This window comes from Agrobacterium vitis (genome assembly GCF_037039395.1).
Lineage (GTDB): Bacteria > Pseudomonadota > Alphaproteobacteria > Rhizobiales > Rhizobiaceae > Allorhizobium > Allorhizobium vitis_E.
On sequence record NZ_CP146242.1, the window covers coordinates 3,065,135 to 3,084,405 of the forward strand.

Below are 19,271 nucleotides of genomic sequence, written 5' to 3' on the forward strand. Positions count from 1 at the left end.
CGTTAGATAAGGAGCGTAGAGCGAGATGAATGGTTTTTTCGCGATATCAACAGGCACAATCGCCTTAAAAGGCTTGACGTATCGATAAATTGTGGGAATCACGGTCAAACGAAAAAACAAGGTGACGCAGGTTGCGCCGGGTCTATGCTGGCGGGCTTCGTCGCCTGTTTGTGCAGTTATACTGCAATCGGCGGGAACCATGGTGGTCAATCGGGAATTAGACATCGCGGCGTAACAGCCTTTAGAGCGTGTGAAACGTAACAAGGCTGGTATATCGTTCGGCATTTAGGGCATGGTTTATCTTCGGCCGCATCAGGTTTGAGAAATTATGCTGCACATTTAGGGTTTTACAGAGCGTTTCGTGCGTATGGTCAACGCATGGCACTGTAGGTCGTAACCAGTGATTCGCAGTGGTCGGTGCAAGGCTATGCCCCATCTGGCGCGTGACAGCACTGCGGAAAATTGAAGCGTCAGGGAAAGCGACGAGACATATGGCAACCAAGGTCAAGGAAAACGAAGAAGCCGAGAACGAGCGCGATGGCGCGACCGACGGTCCGCTTCTCGATCTTTCGGATGACGCGGTCAAGAAAATGATCAAAGCCGCCAAAAAGCGCGGCTACGTCACTATGGATGAGCTGAATTCGGTTCTGCCGTCTGAGGAAGTGACCTCGGAGCAGATCGAAGACACCATGGCGATGCTTTCCGACATGGGCATCAACGTTGTCGAGGACGAGGACGCCGAAGATCCGGCTGCCGAAGAAAGCGACGGTGACGAAGAAGCTGAAAGCGAAGGCGGCGAACTGGCGCCTGCTGGCAATACCGCTGTTGCCACAGCCAAGAAGAAAGAGCCGACCGACCGCACGGACGACCCGGTGCGCATGTATCTGCGCGAAATGGGCTCGGTCGAGCTTCTGTCGCGCGAAGGCGAAATCGCCATTGCCAAGCGCATCGAGGCTGGCCGCGAAACGATGATCGCCGGTCTCTGCGAGAGCCCGCTGACGTTCCAGGCGCTGATTATCTGGCGTGACGAGCTGAACGAAGGCACGACGCTGCTGCGCGAGATCATCGATCTCGAGACCACCTATTCCGGTCCCGAGGCCAAGGCCGCGCCGCAATTCCAGAGCCCGGAAAAGATCGAGGCGGACCGCAAGGCTGCCGAGGAAAAGGAAAAGACCCGCCGGGTCCGCTCCAGCGAAGACGACATCACCAATGTCGGCGGCGACATGCAGATGCCGGAAGAAGAGGAAGAGGACGAAGACGAGTCCAATCTTTCGCTGGCCGCCATGGAAGCCGAGCTGCGCCCGCAGGTCATGGAAACCCTCGACCTGATCGCCGATACCTATAAGAAGCTGCGCAAGTTGCAGGACCAGCAGGTGGAAGCGCGCCTCGCCTGTGCCGGCACGCTGTCATCCGGCCAGGAGCGGCGTTACAAGGAACTGAAGGATCAGCTGATCACGGCAGTCAAATCGCTGTCGCTGAACCAGAACCGTATCGACAGCCTTGTCGAGCAGCTCTACGACATTTCCAAGCGCCTGATGCAGAACGAAGGCCGCCTGTTGCGGCTGGCTGAAAGCTATGGCGTCAAGCGCGATAGCTTCCTGGAACAGTATCAGGGCGCGGAACTTGATCCCAACTGGATGAAGTCGGTCGGCAATCTGGCTGCCCGCGGTTGGAAGGATTTTGCCCGCGAGGAAAACAACACGATCCGGGAAATCCGTCAGGAAATCCAGAATCTGGCCACCGAAACCGGCATTTCCATCGCCGAATTCCGCCGTATCGTCTCCATGGTGCAGAAGGGCGAACGCGAAGCCCGGATCGCCAAGAAGGAAATGGTCGAGGCCAATCTGCGTCTGGTTATTTCGATTGCCAAGAAATACACCAATCGCGGCCTGCAATTCCTTGACCTGATTCAGGAAGGCAATATCGGCCTGATGAAGGCGGTTGATAAGTTCGAATACCGGCGCGGCTACAAGTTCTCCACCTATGCGACATGGTGGATCAGGCAGGCAATCACCCGTTCGATTGCCGACCAGGCCCGCACGATCCGTATTCCGGTGCATATGATCGAAACGATCAACAAGATTGTTCGGACATCGCGCCAGATGCTGCACGAAATTGGCCGCGAACCGACCCCGGAAGAACTGGCTGAAAAGCTGGCCATGCCGCTCGAAAAAGTCCGCAAGGTGCTGAAAATCGCCAAGGAGCCGATCTCGCTCGAAACCCCTGTGGGCGACGAGGAAGATTCGCATCTCGGCGACTTCATCGAGGACAAGAACGCGCTGCTGCCCATCGACGCCGCCATCCAGGCCAACCTGCGCGAAACCACCACTCGCGTGCTGGCCTCGCTGACACCGCGCGAAGAGCGCGTGCTTCGCATGCGCTTTGGCATCGGCATGAACACCGACCACACGCTGGAAGAAGTCGGCCAACAGTTCTCGGTCACCCGCGAACGTATCCGCCAGATCGAAGCCAAGGCCCTGCGCAAGCTCAAGCATCCAAGCCGGAGCCGCAAACTGCGCAGCTTCCTGGACAGCTAAGCTTAGCCAAGAGACAAGAGTTGAAAACCCGGCGGAAACGCCGGGTTTTTTGCGTTTAAGGGTGGGGAAGGGTGGCTGGCAGAGCAGAGGGGGAGATCTTGCTCTGTCAGATCCGTGCCTGGGCAAGCCAACACGTAAAACCAGGCTTTAGGGCTATGGCAATATTACGGACCGCGCGCGGATATTATTCCATTGCAAGCTATCGCGGGTGCTCAAGAATTTGTCTGGTTCAATATCACAGTACATGACGCAAAGATTTTAGGGCTTCGCCACCCCCTCTTGCCTCTGCCGCCACCTTCTCCCCGCTGGGGAGAAGAGACCGGGCTGATAGCTCTGACCCTCAAATTACTGCGTAATTGCAGCGGATTTAAAGTGTTACAGCGGCGTGCGTTTTATAAAACGTACGCCGCTGTCATGTTGAAAGAACAAAACGTTGCCTCGTACATCTTCTCCCCAGCGGGGAGAAGGTCCCGGCAGGGGGATGAGGGGGCAAGCGGCATATCAAAACGGTTACGTCGTACTGTATGAACCTGAAACTCGCGCTGCCGAATGCTCACGTATCGCGGACGGATAGGGCGGCGATGGTAGACGGAATGCTGGCGGCAGACGAGGTGACCACGGTGGGTTTTGCAATGGGCGGCGCGGGGTTCGCGGCAATCAAATAACCCGTCCGCGAGGGGGCTGGTGGGATGCTGGCTGCTATGGCGGATGCAGATGTCATTTTGTTCTCCTGACCGGCCTTTTCCGTATCATGTGGCGTCGTCCGGTTGACGGCGAGGCCGTCATCGCCCCGCCAGAATAACCGGGCTTGCCCGGCGCGGGCCAATATCCTGTAGACCCGTGAGAAAATTCTGATTTGAAAAAAGATAATTTTATCGATTGTCCATAATGCAGTGCAAAAATTGGTGCTGTGGCGAAATTCTCGCCGCATGGATGTGCTTTATCAAAAACTCGTGCCGCAATCCCGCGCGGTAAGGGGCTGATCTTGCTGCATCAACGCCTTTATCCCTGCCCAATAAAATCCCATCTGCCCCACTTCCAATCACTACCCTTTATGCGCTAAACATCGGGTGAGATCGGTTGTAACACGCCGATCTTGGGGCATGGAAACCCCTTCAAAAGCGGTCGGTGTCGACCGTTAAAAAGACACCCCTCAGCCATAGGTTTGTGGCTGAGGCGGTGAACCGTGTCTATACGGTTCGCTCTCTACCATTCTCTATGGTCGGGGAGGTCTCGGCGTATGTCCAGAGCTTTGCTTAAAGGTCGGGACGGTCGTTCTTTTGTCGGCTTTCCAACTCCCCGATCACCAGAGGGCAAAACCCTCCGGTGATCGCTCGTGTTGTTCACAGGGAGCGCCGCAATGGAGACTTACGATATCTGGGCTGACCTTCTCGCCACTTTCCGCGCCTCGCCGGATGCGATCAAGGCCCTCTGGCTGCTGATCCCGCCGGGCGTGTTTCTGGCCGCCCTGGCGCTGCTGCTCCGCTACCGCCTGCGACGGAGCGAGGCAGATAAAAACACCGAACTGACCTACACCGTCATCCGCCAGGATGACCAGACCGTGCAAATCTACAGCCACGGCACCGGCAACACCCACGCCGACCCAATTTTCCTGCCCGTAACAAGAGCCGATAGCGGCAAATTGCTGGAATACTGGGAACGTTCCGAGCATTCTTAGTGGTGCAGTGTGGTTGGTTCCGGGGCGAAACCACCGTTGCATTTGCTTTACGGTGGAAAACGGGGAGCGAATGATACTTGGAGCAACTTTGCCTTGTTGGCTAAGGCCCGGTTGTGCATGGTGATGTCGGGGCTAAGGGAAGGGGGCGTGATGGTGGAACGGGTGCCGACGATTGATGAGATCGACAGTGGGAACAAGCTTGCTGCTTATTTATCTAAACGGTCACCCCACGAGGCGCAGCTTATCGCGTTGAGATCTTCCTTGAGGGTAATGCCACTATTGGCACGAATTTTATCGCTTAATAAGGTTTCTCGAAGTTTGAAGTCCAGATTAACGGTGTCGATCTTTCGTCGAAATCTAATCTCTTGGGCTATTCATAGTTTTCCAAATTATGAAATGGGTAACGCCGCAGAATCGGCTGCTGTATCAGCTGCCGATAGGTATTCTTATTCAGGAGCTTCCGCTGCGGGCGCTTCAGGTATGGTTGCCGATGCCGCCGCCTCCGCTGCTGCTGCTGCAAGCTCTGCTGTAGCGGACAGTCTATTAAGTGTGAATTATGCAGCAGATGCCGCCACTGCTGCTGCCTATGCCTACAACGATCCTATTTTTTGGACGATGACACGTGCTGATTTGCGCAGCTTGCAAAATGAAAATGTTTTGTCTGTACTGCAATCAGGTCTTTGGATCGGCACCGAGGCACCCAAAGCGATTTTGCATGACGAGGCCGCGTTTCCACTGGGTGTTGCAATGCTTGGGGATGAATGGTCACTGGTTTGCCAATGGTATTCTGCTATCAGCAAAGGTAATCAGCCGTTTGAATATTTGGGAAATCGACTGGAAGAGGTGATTGTTGATGTAGCTCGCGAGTCATATGTGGACACCCCCTCGGTCAAGCCTTTCTTCTGATCTTTTTGAACCCGGCTGGCTGCTCGCATATGTCCGGCCTCTCTGATGATCGGCCGAACGGCCGCGGGCCTTGATGAAATCCGCGGATCATGGTCCCAATCAAAAAAGCGCATTCTGCAGATGCAGTCTCGCGAACGGGTTGTCCTGATCCCCGGCGGAACCGGTATTCATCACGATCGTCTGGCAGGCCCTCCGAACTCGGTGACGCTGGTGCGTCGGTTTCTATGCGATGGCGTTTGTGTATACCGTCTGCCGAGTCATCACGGCCCATGCGATCCGCGCCATCTTGTTCGCCAGCGCCACGGTCGTCAGGCGCGGGGGCTTCGTTAACAACAATTTCCTGACCCACTCGATGAGCGGCCCGTGCATCTTATGCCTGACATGCCTGAGGACGGCTGTCGCGCCGACGATCAGCAGCGTTCGCAGATATCGGTTCCCGGCCTTCGTGATCCTGCCGAGGCGCTCTTTTCCTCCAGACGAATTCGATCGTGGCGTCAGCCCGAGCCATGCGGCAAATTCTCGCCCCGACCTGAAGACTGACGCATCAGGCACCGTCGCCGCCAGTGCTGTGGCAGTGATGACGCCGACGCCCGGGATCGTCGCAAGCCTGCGGCCTGCTTCGCTCGTTCGTTGCCATTCGCGTATCTTGGCTTCAAGTGTCCTGACCTCGGCGGTCAGGGAGTCGATTTGCCTGGCCAAGGATACGACAATGTCAGTCACGAGCGGCGGAACGTCCAGCTCTGTCGGCTCGTGTGCGAGCACCCGCTCGACGAGCTCTGCCGTTCTTTCGATCCCGACCGGCGCCACGATGCCGATCTCGGTGAGATGGCCTCGTAAGGCGTTCACCAGCATGGTCCTCTGCCGGATGAGGAGAGCACGCGACTTGTGCACCATCAGGATCGACTGCTGCGACGCGGTTTTGATTGGAACGAACCGCATGGTCGGCCGGGTCACAGCCTCGCAGATCGCCTCGGCATCCACCATGTCGTTCTTCCCCCGCTTCACGTACGGCTTCACATAAGCCGGCGCCATCAGCTTGACCTCATGGCCCATGCCTGTCAGTTCGCGAGCCCAGTGATGCGCGGAGCCGCACGCCTCCATGCCGATCAGACTCGGCTCCAGCTTGGCAAAGAATGCAAGAAGGTGTGTGCGCCGGAGTTTCTGAGCGATCACGACACGACTGCTGTCATCAATGCCGTGAACCTGGAAGACATTCTTTGCAAGGTCGATTCCGATTGTCAGCCTGGACATCCCGTTTCCTTTCCAACGTTTGATTGGTCCCTGCCGATATTCTCGGCGGTAGTGGTGGGGGTGTCCACATCATCAAATGGGTTCTGGAACCGCGATTCGGATGAGGTTATGAAGGCGCTCTCCCGTCGTTTTAGTGCAGATAGCGACAATAGAATCGACCCTGAAGACGACACGGTTGATTCTCGTGTTAGTGTCAGGTCCGCCTTGACTCCTAAAGGAGCAGGTTTCTTCGTCAGTTACTCCACAAAGAATGAGCCTGAGGCCCGTGAAATCGTCAAGTATCTCGAACAGGCTGGATACTCGACTATAGCCCAATTCAAAGATTTCCCGGTCGGCTCAAACTTCGTCATTGAGATGCAGGAGGGCTTGGAGCGTGGGGCGAGGGCCATTGCACTGCTTTCACCTGAGTACGTGGCTTCGGACCATTGCCGCGCGGAATGGGCCGCGATTTATAATATGGACCCGATTGGTAAGGGCAGGAAACTTGTCCCGCTTTTGTTGAAACCAGCTCCGCTCAACAAGCTAGCACGCCAGATCGTTTATAAGTCACTCGTTGGTCTGAGCGCCGAAGAGCGGCGTGTTGCCGTTTTGGAGGCCATTGGCAGTGATCCTGCTTTGTGGTCACCAGAAAAGTTGCGTGGCCGACTGGCCGAAACATCGAGTCCAGATGTTGTACCTACTGCCGATGGAAAGCTGGATGCTGTTCCTAATGCGATTTATGACCGTGCGGTCTATGACGCGGATTTACCGGACTTGCCTGAAACTTTAAGAGCCCTTTGCTCAATCATTCAAGGTTCGTTACCTGATAACTGCCCGAGGACGATTGCGCCTTCTTTGATTGCTTATGGAGATCATCTGAGGGACAGAGGGGCAAAGCCCATTCTTGGCTTGCTTTCGGCAATCGCAGGCTCTTTGACGAAAGATGTTAAATCGGGCGAGTTCGGCATCTGGAGTGATGGATTGTCGGAATATTTTGACAATTTCTTCTCCTTTCATTCAAAATTCGTCACTCACTTCCCGAAGTCGCAAGTGCGTGAAGAGGTGATTGCTGCCAACGAGATCGACGAAGATCGTGCGAGCGGCAAGGATTTTGTGGAGCCGGTGCAAGAAGCCGCCAAGGCGCTTGGGGAACTGCATTTGATAGGAGGCACTACACCCGGTTTCGAACGTGTCGTGCAAGACAGTCTGCAAAGGGCTAAAGATATTGATTCATTGCCCAATAACCCCGATTCAGGTCTTGGTACGGACGTAACGCCAAAACGCCGATTTATTTTCACGCAGGTTGGTTTCTGGGAGCGTGTTGTTGCCTCCCTTAACAATATGTCCTCCCTTGCATCAACTGAGCAGGGTAAGGCCGCGATTGCTATTTTGACCGAGGCGATCAAAAAATTCCTTTCGTTTCTTCAGTGAACTTGATGATGGTAGATAATCTGTGGAGTGAAGATAAAGCCGTTGCCGAGGTCCACTCGAAATCATTCCATCACCTCCAGGGCTTGCTCAAGGGCGAAACCAACGGTCGCGTTCTCTCCATCGAAGAGATCAACGAAGCCATCATTGACGGTTGCCTTGCGGCCAATCACCCCAATCTCCCCCGCACCACCCGCATAAACACCCTCGCTCCAACCTCAATCAACGCATCAGGAAAGTCATAATCCGGGTTGTGCAGGGCCGGGTGTGTCTCGCCCGCGCCGAGGAAGAACATGGCGGCGGGGGAGGTGGTGCGGAAGCGGCCGAAGTCTTCGGAGGCGCGCATCGGCAGGGCGCGGGCGTCGTGGGTTATGCCTTCGGCATCGAGGGCGGTGGTGAGGGCGGTGACGGCTTCGGGAGCGTTTTCGCAATGCAGGAAGATGTCGTGATAGGTGAGGGTCAGGCCAAGGCCGTGTTGCTCTGCGGTGGACTGGGCGAGGGCTTCGGCTTGGCTGCAAAGCGCGTCCATGCCCTCATCGGTCAGGGTTCTCAGCGTCACCCAGATTTCGCCGTCGCCGGGCGCGATGCCGAAGGCGGGTTCGCCGAGTGTTGCGTGGGTCACGGTGGCGAGGCGGAAGTCGGTGGCCGGTGGGGCGCTGTGGGAGAGGGCGGTCAAGGCTGGCATCAGGCTGCTGATCGCCTGCATTGGCGACAGGCCGGTTTCGGGCTGCGAGGCATGGGCAGTCTTGCCGGTGAGCGTGATTTTTAGCCCACGTGAGGCGCAGTTGACCGGGCCTGCCTTCAGCGCCACATGGCCGAGCGGAATGCCCGGCAGATTGTGCAGGGAAAAGGCCAGATCCGGCGCAATCTCAGCAAAGCGCGGATCGGCCAGCACCGCAGCGGCACCGGCGCCATTTTCCTCGGCAGGCTGAAACAGCAGCACAACGCGGCCTGTGGCAGGCGGCTGGCGCGACAGGCCAAGCGCCAGCGCCAGCAGAATGGTGGAATGGCCGTCATGGCCGCAGAGATGGCCTTTCCCCGGAATTGTCGAGGAATAGGTCAGGCCGGTTTTTTCCGTAATCGGCAGCGCGTCGAGTTCTGAGCGAAACAGCAGGGTCGGGCCGGGTGCCGCACCCGAAAACACCGCCGCCACACCATGGCCGCCAAGCCCGGTCAGGATGCGATCCGGGTGGAGTGGCGTCAATGTCTCAACGATCCGCCGGGCTGTCTCCGGAGACTTCTGGATAGCGATGAAGCTCGTGGCGGATGGCGGTGAGAGCGTGCAGATCGGTAGGGCTGAGGAACATGGTGGCTCCGCAATGGCGTGGCTGACATGTGTCTGTTAGCACGCCCTTGTGTCGGTCTGAAAGTATTGTGTCGGGCTGAAAGTGTCGAAACGCGGCTTGCGGGTTTGCGGCGGGCATCAGCCCCGTGTATGGATCGGGCAATGCAGGAAAAGCCGCAACCGATGCATAAACGCTTTGTCTGGGGCATCGCCGCCTCGGTGCTGCTGCATGGCCTTTTGGTTCTGGCATTCCTGGCCCATTGGCCCACCCCGGCGCCGGATGCACCCAAGGAAGAGGTCGTGTCGGTTTCCATTGAGCCGCCACCAGAGGAAAAGCCGCAACCCGAGAAAACCAAGCCGGAAAAGCAATTGCAGCTGGAGTTGAAGCCGGAGGCAAAGCCCAAGGAAGCCCCGGCACCTGCCGAAGCTGCACCCAAAGCCCCCGCACCCAAAGCTGAAGAGAAGAAGCCAGAGGAAAAGCAGGAAGCCAAGCCGCCTGCACCCGCACCACCGCAGGCGGCAAAGCCTGCCGAGGATAAGCCCCAGGCCTTCGAATCCGCGCCGAAGGACGAGGAAGCCCCGAAGGAGGATGTGCCCCCCGTGCCACCGCCTGCCGAGGAGCCGGCAGCACAAACCCAGTCACCTCCTTCCGCTGCCCCAAAAGCCGGGCCGGACAAGTCTGCCGCAGGCGATCCGCAAAAACCCGATCCGCCACAGCCGCCCGCCCTGCCAAAGGATGTGGCCCCGCCGGATGCCGGGCTGGCCGGACAATTGCCAGCGCCGGACAAGGTGGAAAAACCGGGCGGCGGGCTGGTGACGGAGCAACGCTTTGCACTGGACGAAGAGAGCGCCGCGCAGCCTCAGCCGAAGCGCGAGGCCTTGCCTTCGCCTGCATCGGCGGACAAGAAAGCCGGGCCTGTTGCCGCGTTGAAGCCTGCCAAGCGGATCTATTCCAAGGCAACGCTGTCCGATCCGCGTGTGCGCCAAGCGCTCGGCACACTGCCCCCGGAACGCCGGATCGTGCAGATGTGCAGCATTGAAATGCTGGAACAGATCCGCCGCGCCGTTCCCGGTGCCGTGCCGGATGTGATTACGGGATCGCCGACAACGCGACAGACCATTACCGCACGGTTGATGGATGTTTCGGGTGCTGCCTTCCGCAGTCGGGGGCAATGGTATGATATCGGCTATCATTGCGAAACGGATGCCAAGACCTTGGCGATCACCAGTTTCAGCTTTTCGCTCGGGGCCGCCGTGCCGAAAAGCCAGTGGCAGGCGCGGCGTTTTCCGGTGAATTGACGCTTACGAATGCCGGAGCAGCCCGATGGCGATCCAGGCCATGACCAAGGCAATGATCGCATCCAGAACCCGCCAGGAGGCGGGGCGCGCAAATACCGGCACAAGCAACCGTGCGCCATAGCCGAGCGAGAAGAAAAACAGGAAGGATGCTGAAACCGCGCCAAGGCCAAAGGCCGTCTTGTGATCCGCAAAGCGGCTGGAAATCGAGCCGATCAGCAGCACCGTATCCAGATAGACATGCGGATTGAGAAAGGTGAGGGCGAGGCATGTGGCAAGGCTGGCGGTGAGCGTGCTGGGCTTGGCCTCACCGGGCGTAAGGCCACTTTCAGTTTTCAGCGCGGCCAGGGCATGCCGGGCGCTGTAGGCCAGAAGAAACGCCGCGCCACCATAGCGCAGCACCGGCTCAAAAGCGGGCAGAAGGGCGGTTACCGTCGCCAGCGCGCCAATGCCAAGCGAGATCAGCAAGGCGTCGGCGGTGGCGCAGGTCAGGCAGAGGATAAAGACATGCTCGCGCCGCAAGCCCTGACGCAGCAGGAAGGCGTTTTGTGCCCCAATGGCGACAATCAGGCTCAGGCCAAGAAACAGGCCGGAAAAATAGGCGTTTTGCATAGAGGGCTCCAGGTTGTGGCCCTTTGACTAATGCAAATGACTTCATTAGAAAAATTAACAAATATAACCAGGCATAAGAAATTCTAATGATGTTCGATGGTGAACATTTATCGGCGCTGGTGGCTGTGCTGCGCAGCGGCAGTTTTGAAAAAGCAGCCCGTCAGTTGGGGGTAACGCAATCGGCGATCTCGCAGCGTATCAAGCTGCTGGAGGAGCGATCTGGCACGGCGCTGATCATTCGCGGCCAGCCCTGCTTGCCAACTTTGGCGGGCGCGCGGCTGTGCCGTCATGCCGAGGAAGTCGCCCTGCTGGAACGCCAGGTGATCGGTGATCTCGGACTTGCGCAGGCGGCGCAGGTGACGGTGCGGCTGGCAATCAACGCCGATAGTCTGGCGACCTGGTTCGTGCCGGCCATGGCCGCGGTGGAGGGCCTATTGTTCGATCTCGTGCTTGACGATCAGGACCACAGCGCCGATTGGTTGCGGCGCGGTGAGGTGCGGGCGGCGGTGACCTCGCTTGCCGAGCCCGTCCAGGGCTGCGATTGCCGACCGCTTGGTCTGCTGACCTACCGCGCCACGGCCAGCCCGGATTTCGTGGCGCGTTGGTTTGCGCAAGGGGTGACCGCTGAGGCTCTGGCCGTCGCCCCCTGTCTTACCTTCAATGCCAAGGATGGATTGCAAACCGCTTGGATGGAGCAGGTGGCCGGATGCCGTCTGTCGCCGCCTTGCCATTGGCTGCCCTCCAGTCAGGCTTTTATCGACGCTGCGTGCCTGGGACTGGGCTGGGGCATGAACCCGGCGGTCGCGGTGGCGCCCTTGATTGCCGAGGGCGCGCTGGTGGATCTGATGCCGGATCAACCGCTTGCCGTGCCGCTTTATTGGCACTGGAGCAGGGCGCTTGGCCGGGCACTCGATCCGTTGACAACAAGCGTTCTTGCCGCAGCACGCCAACGCTTGCAGCCCATGGCGCAGAAGCCTGCATCCAAGCGGTAAGACTGCATTCACCACAAAGTATATTGGGATCTTAGGGACGGAGGCCATCCGTCTTGTTGTTAAGCTTTTCCTCATATTGTTGCCTCGCGTCGATAGCTGGGAGGTTGGGGTAGGACATGAAGGGGATTGTTTTTACGGAAATGCTCGAATTCGTCGCCGCGACCTGGAATGAAGACATGGCCGACGACATTATCGAAGCCTCTATCCTTGCCAATGGGCTTGCCAGTGGCGGTGCCTATACCAGCGTTGGCACCTATGACCATCGTGAAATGGTGTCGCTGCTGGCTGCGCTGTCGCAGCGCTCCGGGCTTGATGTCGATGCATTGATGCAGGGGTTCGGACTGCACCTTGCGGGACGTTTCGCCGTGTTGTTTCCAGGCTTTTTTGACCGTAGCGCCGGTCTCTTCGGCTTTCTCGCCAGCATTGACGCCCATATTCATGTCGAGGTGAAGAAGTTCTATCCCGATGCGGAATTGCCTTCTTTTGAAATTCTCAGCCAGGACGGTACGTCCCTGTCCATGCTCTATCGGTCCGGGCGGAACATGGAGGCCCTGGCGGAAGGCCTGATTCAGGGCGCTGCCCGGCATTTTGGCCGCACCGTTACGATTGAACGCAGCCCGCGCGACGATGGGGCAACTTTGTTTGTGATCGTCGAGAGCGCATCGTGATGGTAAACCAGCCACGTGAGGTTTCCGATCCTGAGAGGATCGACCGGCTGACCCGCCGCCTGGAGCGCGAGCGCGAGGCCCGACGCCAAGCCGAGACATTGCTGGAAGCGCGTGCGCGTGAGCTTTATATGGCCAATTGCCAATTGGCCCGTCAGGCGGAAGATCTCGAACAGCGGGTCATGCAGCGCACAGCGGAACTGGTGCAGGAGCGCGAACGCGCCATGGCGCTGGCCCAGCAGGACCAATTGACCGGGCTTGCCAATCGCCGCAGCTTTACCGCGGTTTTGACAGACGCTTGCCAAAAGAGCCGCCTTCGAGGCGATCGTATCACCGTCGTTCTTGTTGATATGGACAGGTTCAAGCTGATTAACGACGCTTATGGTCATGAAGCGGGGGATGCGGTGCTGCGGGAATTTGCCCGCCGGCTGATGGTTGCGGCTGGACCTGGAACGGTGGCGCGGCTGGGGGGCGATGAATTTGCATTGATTCTCGACCACCTGCCGGATGTGACGGCCGATCATGCCTTTGTCTCGAGCTTTCGCGCCAGCCTGCAGGAGCCGGTTCTCTTTAATGGCAAGCGGTTGGAGGTCTCGGCGTCTATCGGATATGCGAGCCTGCCGGATCACGCCGCATCGTCCACCGAATTGCTGCGGCATGCCGATATGGCGCTTTACGTTTCCAAGAAAGCCGGGCTGTCACTGGCGACCGGTTTCGACGACGATCTCTGGGCCGAGGCCAATGAGCGCCGCTTGCTGGAACTGGAACTGGTGCTGGCCATGGACCGCCATGAAATCATGCCCTGGTACCAGCCGATCGTCGATGGAGCCAGCCGGCGGATATTGGGGGTGGAGGTGCTGGCACGCTGGCATCATCCCTATCGCGGTCTCGTGCTGCCGGGCGTCTTCCTGCCGCTGGCCGAAGAGCGCAATCTTCTGGATCGGTTGTTTGCCCAGGTCGCCCGCGCGGCCTGTGCGCAAACAGCGCCGCTGGTCAAGGCTGGCAAGCTCAACTACGTGTCGGTCAATATTTCCCCAAGTCAGTTCAAGTCCGGTAATCTAGCGATGGTCATCGCCTCCATCCTGGAGCAAACCGGTTTTCCCGCCACCGCGCTGGTGGTGGAGATTACCGAGGACCTGATCATGTCGGACCTGCTGCGGGCCGGGCGTGAGCTTGCAGAACTTTCGCGGCTCGGTGTGCGGGTTGCGCTTGATGATTTCGGCACCGGCTATTCGAATATTTCCTCCCTCAGCAGCCTGCCGATCCAGTGGTTGAAGCTGGATCGCAGCCTGATCGGCCGGGTGGGGGATGACCGGGTTGGGCAGGTTATCGTTCAGGCCGTGCTGCAAATGGCCCAGGCGCTCGGCATCGATGTGGTGGCGGAAGGGATTGAAACGGAGGTTCAGGCGCGCTGGCTTGTGGATGCCGGATGCCGCAAGCATCAGGGTTTTCTCTATGGCCGCCCGGCACCCCTGGAAGACTTGCCGTGTTTCTCGCAACCGGAACGCCCAAGCCTTGCAACTGGAAGCAGCCCTTGACGCTTGCATTCTATTGGCCATTTCCTTGAAGACGAAGGAGCGCAATTCAAGGAGCATGCCATGCCGCAAACCAGCCTGTCGATTTCCACCCGTGGCCAGGGTCTGTATGAATTTACCGATCAGGCCGATGATTTTGTCAGGCATGCGGGGGCCCAGGAAGGCCTGTTGACTGTTTTCGTGCGCCATACGTCCTGCTCGCTGATTATCCAGGAAAATGCCGATCCGGATGTGAAGCGCGATCTAAAGGTGTTTTTTCAGCGCCTGGTCCCGCCATGCACCGATCCGTCCATGGCATGGATCACCCATCGTCAGGAAGGGCCGGATGATATGCCGGCCCATATAAAATCGGCGCTGACGCAGGTATCGATTGGTATTCCGGTGGCCAATGGGCGGCTTTTACTTGGAACCTGGCAGGGTATTTACCTGTTCGAACATCGCGACCAACCCCATATGCGCCAGGTAGTAATGCATCTAAGCTCTTGAACCACAAGCTGAAACTAATGAACCGAGACTGAATGGACGCTTCTGATGGCGTTCAGTATTGCGGCGTTAATCTCTCAGTCAATCGCTTACGGAAACGGGCTGTCCGACGCGAGATCTTGGTTGGCTTTTCTGCATCTGAGTTTTTTGCAGATTAATCAAACCCATGATTAGACAAGGTTTTCGGGGCGGTAAGCCGGTTTTTCAAAGAGAAACCCATGCCGTCCTTCGAGGAGAAAAACGATGCGAAGCATTTTTGCGAAAACAGCTCTGGCTGGACTGGCCTTGATCGGCGCGGTGGTTGCCACGGTTGGCCCGGCCGCGGCCCAGCCGGATGTGCGCCTGGGCGTCTATATCGGCGGCGATGCGCCGCAATTGGTACAGGCCTGGGGCGATGACGGTTATCGCCGTCCACCACCGCCACCGCCGCCGTGGGGTGGTCCGCCACCTCCGCCTCCGCCCCCACGGCGTTGGGATGGTCCCGATCCGCGTTACGGTGGCGTGTGTTCGCCCGGTGATGCGATCCGTCAGGCCCGCCGCGATGGCTTGCGCCGGCCGAATATAGAGCGTGTCACGCCGCGCCGCGTGATTGTCGGTGGGATCCGCTACGGCGAATATGATCGGGTCGTTCTCGCAAACCGCCCCGGCTGCCCCTTCGCGGACTGAAGCCGGTCTTGAATTGAAGAATGTTGTTAAATGATTGACGGCGCGCGTCCCGACAGGACGCGCGCTGTTTTACGTTGCTCCGCTGAACGCGCATTTGTAATCGCGCTGGACTTATTGTTCTATTCGTCTGACTATGGGGACGGATCAGATCAAAAGGCACCGACCTATCGATATAAGGGGCCATTGCGACGTTATAGACTGTGTCGCTTGGTCTGGCCGAAGCATTTCAGAGCCTACTGCATCATTTGTGTTTTTATAAACCCGGCACAGGATGCGCGTAACATTCACATCAATATTTATATTTAGTCATTTTTAAAATTCGTTGCTGGAGATATGTCTCAATGGACAGAATTTCTTCTGAAAACACCACAGATTCCGTTTCCGAAATAACCGATATCACTGTCAGCGCGCTTCACGCGCTTGCCTATCCAATCGACACCCATCTGGATTCGCTATTTCTATCGCGACTGGCCGGATATGATTTCTGGAAGGGAGACTGGAAGGCGCATCGGCGCTCCCTCGTGGTGTGGTTGATCCGAAAAACCTCGCCCAGAGGACGCAACAGGCCGTTGTCCGAACATGTCAGCGGTCCGGATTTTCTGGAAGGCGGTTATGGTGGGGCTTGTTTCAGTGCCCATGCCTTGTGGGAAAACCTTATCCCGGCACCCTTCCTCGACCCCTGGAAAAACTGGGTGGATCATCAACGCTATGTGGAAGCGGTTATCAGGCAGAGCAAGGGCCGGATGCGGCTGGCGCGCAATGCAAGCGAGGTCCGCGCCGCCAAGGCTGAGGGGGCGCGATGCGCGATTCTGTCCATGGAAGGCGCGCATATGCTGGGGCCGGGCGGGCCGAAAAGCCAGGCCCTGCGGCTGGACAGGTTGGGCGAGATTGCCAGGGCCGGTGCCGCCTATCTGACACTCAACCATTTCAGCCATACCGATATCTCCGCGGCTGGTTATGCGCCGGTCAATCCATGGCGCAAGATCGAGGGCGGCGGTCTGTCTGCCTTCGGCAGGCAGGTGGTGGAGCGCTGCATCGATGTCGGACTGCTGGTGGACGTCACTCATACATCGACGCAGGGCATTCTGGATACTTGCGAGATCTGTCTCCGCCGCAACGTCCCGGTCTTTGCCTCGCATGGCGCATCGCGCACGGTCACACGAGGCGGGGAGGAGAGGCTGTCGCGCCATCTGGACCGGGCGTTGAGTGATGAGGCCATCCGCGCCATTGTCCGGACAGGCGGCTGTATCAGCATTATCCTGGCGCCATATTTCCTTCAGAACCGCTATCTTGCCGATGGCAAGCCGGACATGGACGCCGACATTGCCTTCGTGATCGCCTATTACGAAGCGTTTGCGCAGCTTATTGCCAGTATGAACATTGTCGAGGACCCCTGGAAGCATCTCTCGTTTGGCAGCGATTTCGACGGGGGCATTTCCAGCCTGCCAACAGGTATGCAAAGCGGCGCCGATCTTCCGAAGCTCACCGAAGCCATGGTCGCCGCCGGTTGGCCGACGCAGCGGATCATCGATGTCTATAGCGGCAATTTCCTGCGCGTCTGGGAGCAGGTCCGGCCCTGAGGCCTTCAGTCTTCGCGGCAACAATACAGCGCCGTGCGTTTTATAAAATGCACAAAGGACGTTGTAACACTATGCAGTAGGACAACGCCGCTCGCCAGATTTGGCGGGCGGCGTTGTCATCACACACGACAGCGCCGTGGTGTCAGGTCTCTATGCCGGACCATAGGCGCGTGTCGGGAAGGAGAGGCGCGTGCCTGTTCCACTTGGTGAGCTTTTCCCGGTAGCGCCGTCGATAGGTTTGATCGTCCTCGAAATCGATATTCTCCAGGGCGAATTCAACACCGATCTCGTAATAGGCCTCCATATTGAGCAGTTCGGGCTTGGGTGTTTCGCCCCGTTCGCATTCACCTTGCATCTGCCAGAACAAGTGTTCGAGCCGACGGGCGAGGCCGGGCATGTCACGCAGGGCGCTGGTTTCGAACTGTCGGCTCAAGCTTTCCTTGATGGCTACAAGGCTCTGACGGTCCTGGGCGAAGGCGATTGCGCGCCGAACATAGTCATCCGGAGATTGGCAGATCAGCTCCGGCGCACCGGCAGATGCCACGACGCTGGCGCAGAAGCGCGATGCGAAGCTCTTGCCGGGGAAAGTCAGGACCGGCAGGCCCATGTTGATGGCGTCGGCGGCGGTGGAATGCGCACCGTAAGGGAAGGTATCGAGAAACAGATCAGCAACAGCGATGCGGGCAAGATGTTGCGCATTGCCCGCCTTGGCCGCAAACAGCAGCCGAGCCGAATCGACGCCGCATCGGGTTGCCGTATCGCGCAGGCGCTGATTGACCTCTTCGTTGCCGGACAGCAGCCAGAGCACGCTGCCGGGCGTTGCCTGCAGGATGGTCATCCAGCGGGTGAAGCCGCTTTGCGTAATTTTCTGCATGCCGTTGAAGCAGGCAAAGACGAAGGCGTCTTCGGGCAGGCCCACTTCGCTGCGTGTCGGGCGCGGCGCCACTTTCCGCTTGCGATCGACCGGCTGGTTGCAGGCGATCCGAAGCACCTTCTCGGAATAATAGATCTCGTGTTCAGGCGGTACGATAAGATTGTCAGCAATCATATATTGATGGAAAGGGCTCGCCATGGAGCCGGGATAGCCGCAGAAATTGACGATAACCGGGGCAGGCCGATAGGCGAAAATCCGGGTTCTCGCATGCTTCGTATAACCGTTGACGTCGATCAGCACGTCGATTTCATCGGCTGCGATCAGCCGGGCAGCATCGACATCGCTCAGCGCAAAAATATCGCGCCAGCCATCGACCGCCTGTTTGATGCGTTGCTGGGTTTCATCGGTTTCTATCGGTTCTCCGCAATAATAGGCGAACACTTCGATACTGGTCTTGTCATGTAATTCCAGCACTTCGCGCAGCGCAAAGCCGACCGCATGGTCGCGCAGGTCCGACGACAGGTAACCGACACGTAACCGCTGGCCGGTTCCGGTCTTCTGGCGTGGCAGTTGGGGCGGTACGGCGCTCAGATCCGGACGGCCGATCATTGTTTTGTTGCAGCGATAGGCTTTGGCCAGATGGAACAGCGGATCGTCTGAATAGCAGGAGATCGTCAAGGGCGACACTGCATCCAGCAACTGGCGCATCGTGACATGGGGAGATTCTTGAAGGACCGGCCATTTGCACTGACGCAACCGTATGGCGGACCAATGCTGACCGGCTTCAGTCTTGTCGGGCCGCAGCTCGATTGCTTTCCACAGAGAGGCTTCAGCCTCTTCCATCAGACCGGCGTTTTCCAGCACGCGACCGATATGTTCCAGCACCATGATGCGATTGGCAAGCCGGTCAGGCGAAACATCCGCAGTCATTTCGGCATAGCTGCGCCATTGTTGCAGGGCATCGTTGAGCAGCCCGCTGTCTTCCAGAGACCTGCCCAGATTGACATGGGCGGCGCCGAATTGCGGGTCAATCTTCAGGCAGGCGCGCAGAGCATTGATTGCCCCAGCCATATCGCCAAGCTGCCTCAAGGTGACGGAATAGTTGAAATAGACCATATGCACCAGCGGATGGGCGCTGTTATAGGCGATCCAGACCTTGTAAAGCTCCATGGCCTGATCGACGCGACCTGCCCTGGCGCATTGCTCGGCGACTTCGAACAACTTTGTCAGCGAGAGCTGTTGGGTGCGTGCCTGCTCTACGAAGTCGGCAGAAGGTGCAGCGATAGTCGATGTTACAATGCCAGTGTCCATATCCACCCCAGGAACAGTCGGCCACAAGGCCGGGTAACGACAGCAGGCATATGCCGATGGGCATCAGGCCTGACGCATAACACTTTTCCACGGTAAACGGGACCGCGATGTCATGCCTTGCCTTGGTAGCGGCATTAGCTTGCATCGGGCTTGACGAAGGATTGATGGCAAGAACACTGGCAAAACATCGCAT

At 58.1% G+C, this 19,271-nt stretch carries 15 protein-coding genes and 1 pseudogene; 11 read left to right on the forward strand and 5 right to left on the reverse strand.

All coding sequences use genetic code 11. From position 1 onward, the window contains the following. The first annotated feature begins 491 nt into the window (after positions 1 to 491). Positions 492 to 2,537: an RNA polymerase sigma factor RpoD gene (rpoD, locus tag V6582_RS16695; protein ID WP_156630984.1), complete on the forward strand. Its 2,046-nt coding sequence runs from the start codon at positions 492 to 494 to the stop codon at positions 2,535 to 2,537. A 553-nt stretch (positions 2,538 to 3,090) separates the two neighbouring features. Here rpoD and V6582_RS16700 read toward each other — a convergent pair. Then, entirely contained in the window at positions 3,091 to 3,258 is a 168-nt protein-coding gene (locus V6582_RS16700; protein ID WP_156630985.1) for a hypothetical protein, read from the reverse strand. Positions 3,259 to 3,897: 639 nt separating this feature from the next. On the opposite strand from V6582_RS16700, the gene V6582_RS16705 reads away from it, so the two are divergent. Then, on the forward strand, positions 3,898 to 4,215 hold the full coding sequence (locus tag V6582_RS16705) for a hypothetical protein (RefSeq protein WP_156630986.1): 318 nt from the start codon (positions 3,898 to 3,900) through the stop codon (positions 4,213 to 4,215). Between the two features lie 150 nt (positions 4,216 to 4,365). Then, on the forward strand, positions 4,366 to 5,121 hold the full coding sequence (locus V6582_RS16710; RefSeq protein ID WP_156630987.1) for a hypothetical protein: 756 nt from the start codon (positions 4,366 to 4,368) through the stop codon (positions 5,119 to 5,121). A 222-nt stretch (positions 5,122 to 5,343) separates the two neighbouring features. On the opposite strand, the gene V6582_RS16715 is transcribed toward V6582_RS16710, so the two are convergent. Continuing rightward, a complete protein-coding gene (locus V6582_RS16715) occupies positions 5,344 to 6,372 on the reverse strand; it encodes an IS110 family transposase (RefSeq protein ID WP_060718548.1) in 1,029 nt (342 codons plus the stop codon). Between the two features lie 108 nt (positions 6,373 to 6,480). On the opposite strand from V6582_RS16715, the gene V6582_RS16720 reads away from it, so the two are divergent. Continuing rightward, complete coding sequence (locus V6582_RS16720; RefSeq protein WP_349508890.1) at positions 6,481 to 7,782, forward strand: toll/interleukin-1 receptor domain-containing protein; 1,302 nt, start codon at positions 6,481 to 6,483, stop codon at positions 7,780 to 7,782. A gap of 166 nt (positions 7,783 to 7,948) precedes the next feature. Here the strand turns inward: V6582_RS16720 and V6582_RS16725 are convergent. Continuing rightward, positions 7,949 to 9,086: pseudogene (locus V6582_RS16725) on the reverse strand (amidohydrolase). A gap of 161 nt (positions 9,087 to 9,247) precedes the next feature. Between V6582_RS16725 and V6582_RS16730 the strand changes: the two are divergent. Beyond that, positions 9,248 to 10,363 carry a DUF930 domain-containing protein gene (locus tag V6582_RS16730; RefSeq protein WP_197434527.1) on the forward strand — a complete coding sequence of 372 codons (1,116 nt, stop codon included), beginning with the start codon at positions 9,248 to 9,250 and terminating at the stop codon, positions 10,361 to 10,363. A gap of 3 nt (positions 10,364 to 10,366) precedes the next feature. Here V6582_RS16730 and V6582_RS16735 read toward each other — a convergent pair whose 3' ends face one another. Beyond that, positions 10,367 to 10,972, reverse strand: coding sequence for a LysE/ArgO family amino acid transporter (locus V6582_RS16735; protein ID WP_156634830.1), 606 nt, complete (start codon positions 10,970 to 10,972; stop codon positions 10,367 to 10,369). 89 nt (positions 10,973 to 11,061) lie between these two features. Between V6582_RS16735 and V6582_RS16740 the strand changes: the two genes are divergently transcribed. The 6 genes from V6582_RS16740 (at position 11,062) to V6582_RS16765 (ending at position 16,893) form a co-directional block, all read left to right on the forward strand. Next, complete coding sequence (locus tag V6582_RS16740) at positions 11,062 to 11,964, forward strand: LysR family transcriptional regulator ArgP (protein WP_420360236.1); 903 nt, start codon at positions 11,062 to 11,064, stop codon at positions 11,962 to 11,964. A gap of 116 nt (positions 11,965 to 12,080) precedes the next feature. Beyond that, positions 12,081 to 12,632 (forward strand): heme NO-binding domain-containing protein, encoded by a 552-nt coding sequence (locus tag V6582_RS16745; protein WP_349508891.1) that lies wholly within the window; start codon positions 12,081 to 12,083, stop codon positions 12,630 to 12,632. Beyond that, a complete protein-coding gene (locus V6582_RS16750; protein ID WP_156634833.1) occupies positions 12,632 to 14,167 on the forward strand; it encodes a putative bifunctional diguanylate cyclase/phosphodiesterase in 1,536 nt (511 codons plus the stop codon). Before V6582_RS16745 ends, V6582_RS16750 begins: the two co-directional genes overlap by 1 nt. A 60-nt stretch (positions 14,168 to 14,227) precedes the next feature. Continuing rightward, complete coding sequence (locus V6582_RS16755) at positions 14,228 to 14,650, forward strand: secondary thiamine-phosphate synthase enzyme YjbQ (protein ID WP_156634834.1); 423 nt, start codon at positions 14,228 to 14,230, stop codon at positions 14,648 to 14,650. Between the two features lie 240 nt (positions 14,651 to 14,890). Continuing rightward, positions 14,891 to 15,313: a hypothetical protein gene (locus V6582_RS16760; RefSeq protein WP_156634835.1), complete on the forward strand. Its 423-nt coding sequence runs from the start codon at positions 14,891 to 14,893 to the stop codon at positions 15,311 to 15,313. Between the two features lie 341 nt (positions 15,314 to 15,654). Beyond that, a complete protein-coding gene (locus tag V6582_RS16765) occupies positions 15,655 to 16,893 on the forward strand; it encodes a membrane dipeptidase (RefSeq protein ID WP_156634836.1) in 1,239 nt (412 codons plus the stop codon). Between the two features lie 142 nt (positions 16,894 to 17,035). On the opposite strand, the gene V6582_RS16770 is transcribed toward V6582_RS16765, so the two are convergent. Beyond that, positions 17,036 to 19,078, reverse strand: coding sequence for a glycosyl transferase (locus V6582_RS16770; RefSeq protein ID WP_156634837.1), 2,043 nt, complete (start codon positions 19,076 to 19,078; stop codon positions 17,036 to 17,038). Between the last annotated feature and the right edge of the window lie 193 nt (positions 19,079 to 19,271).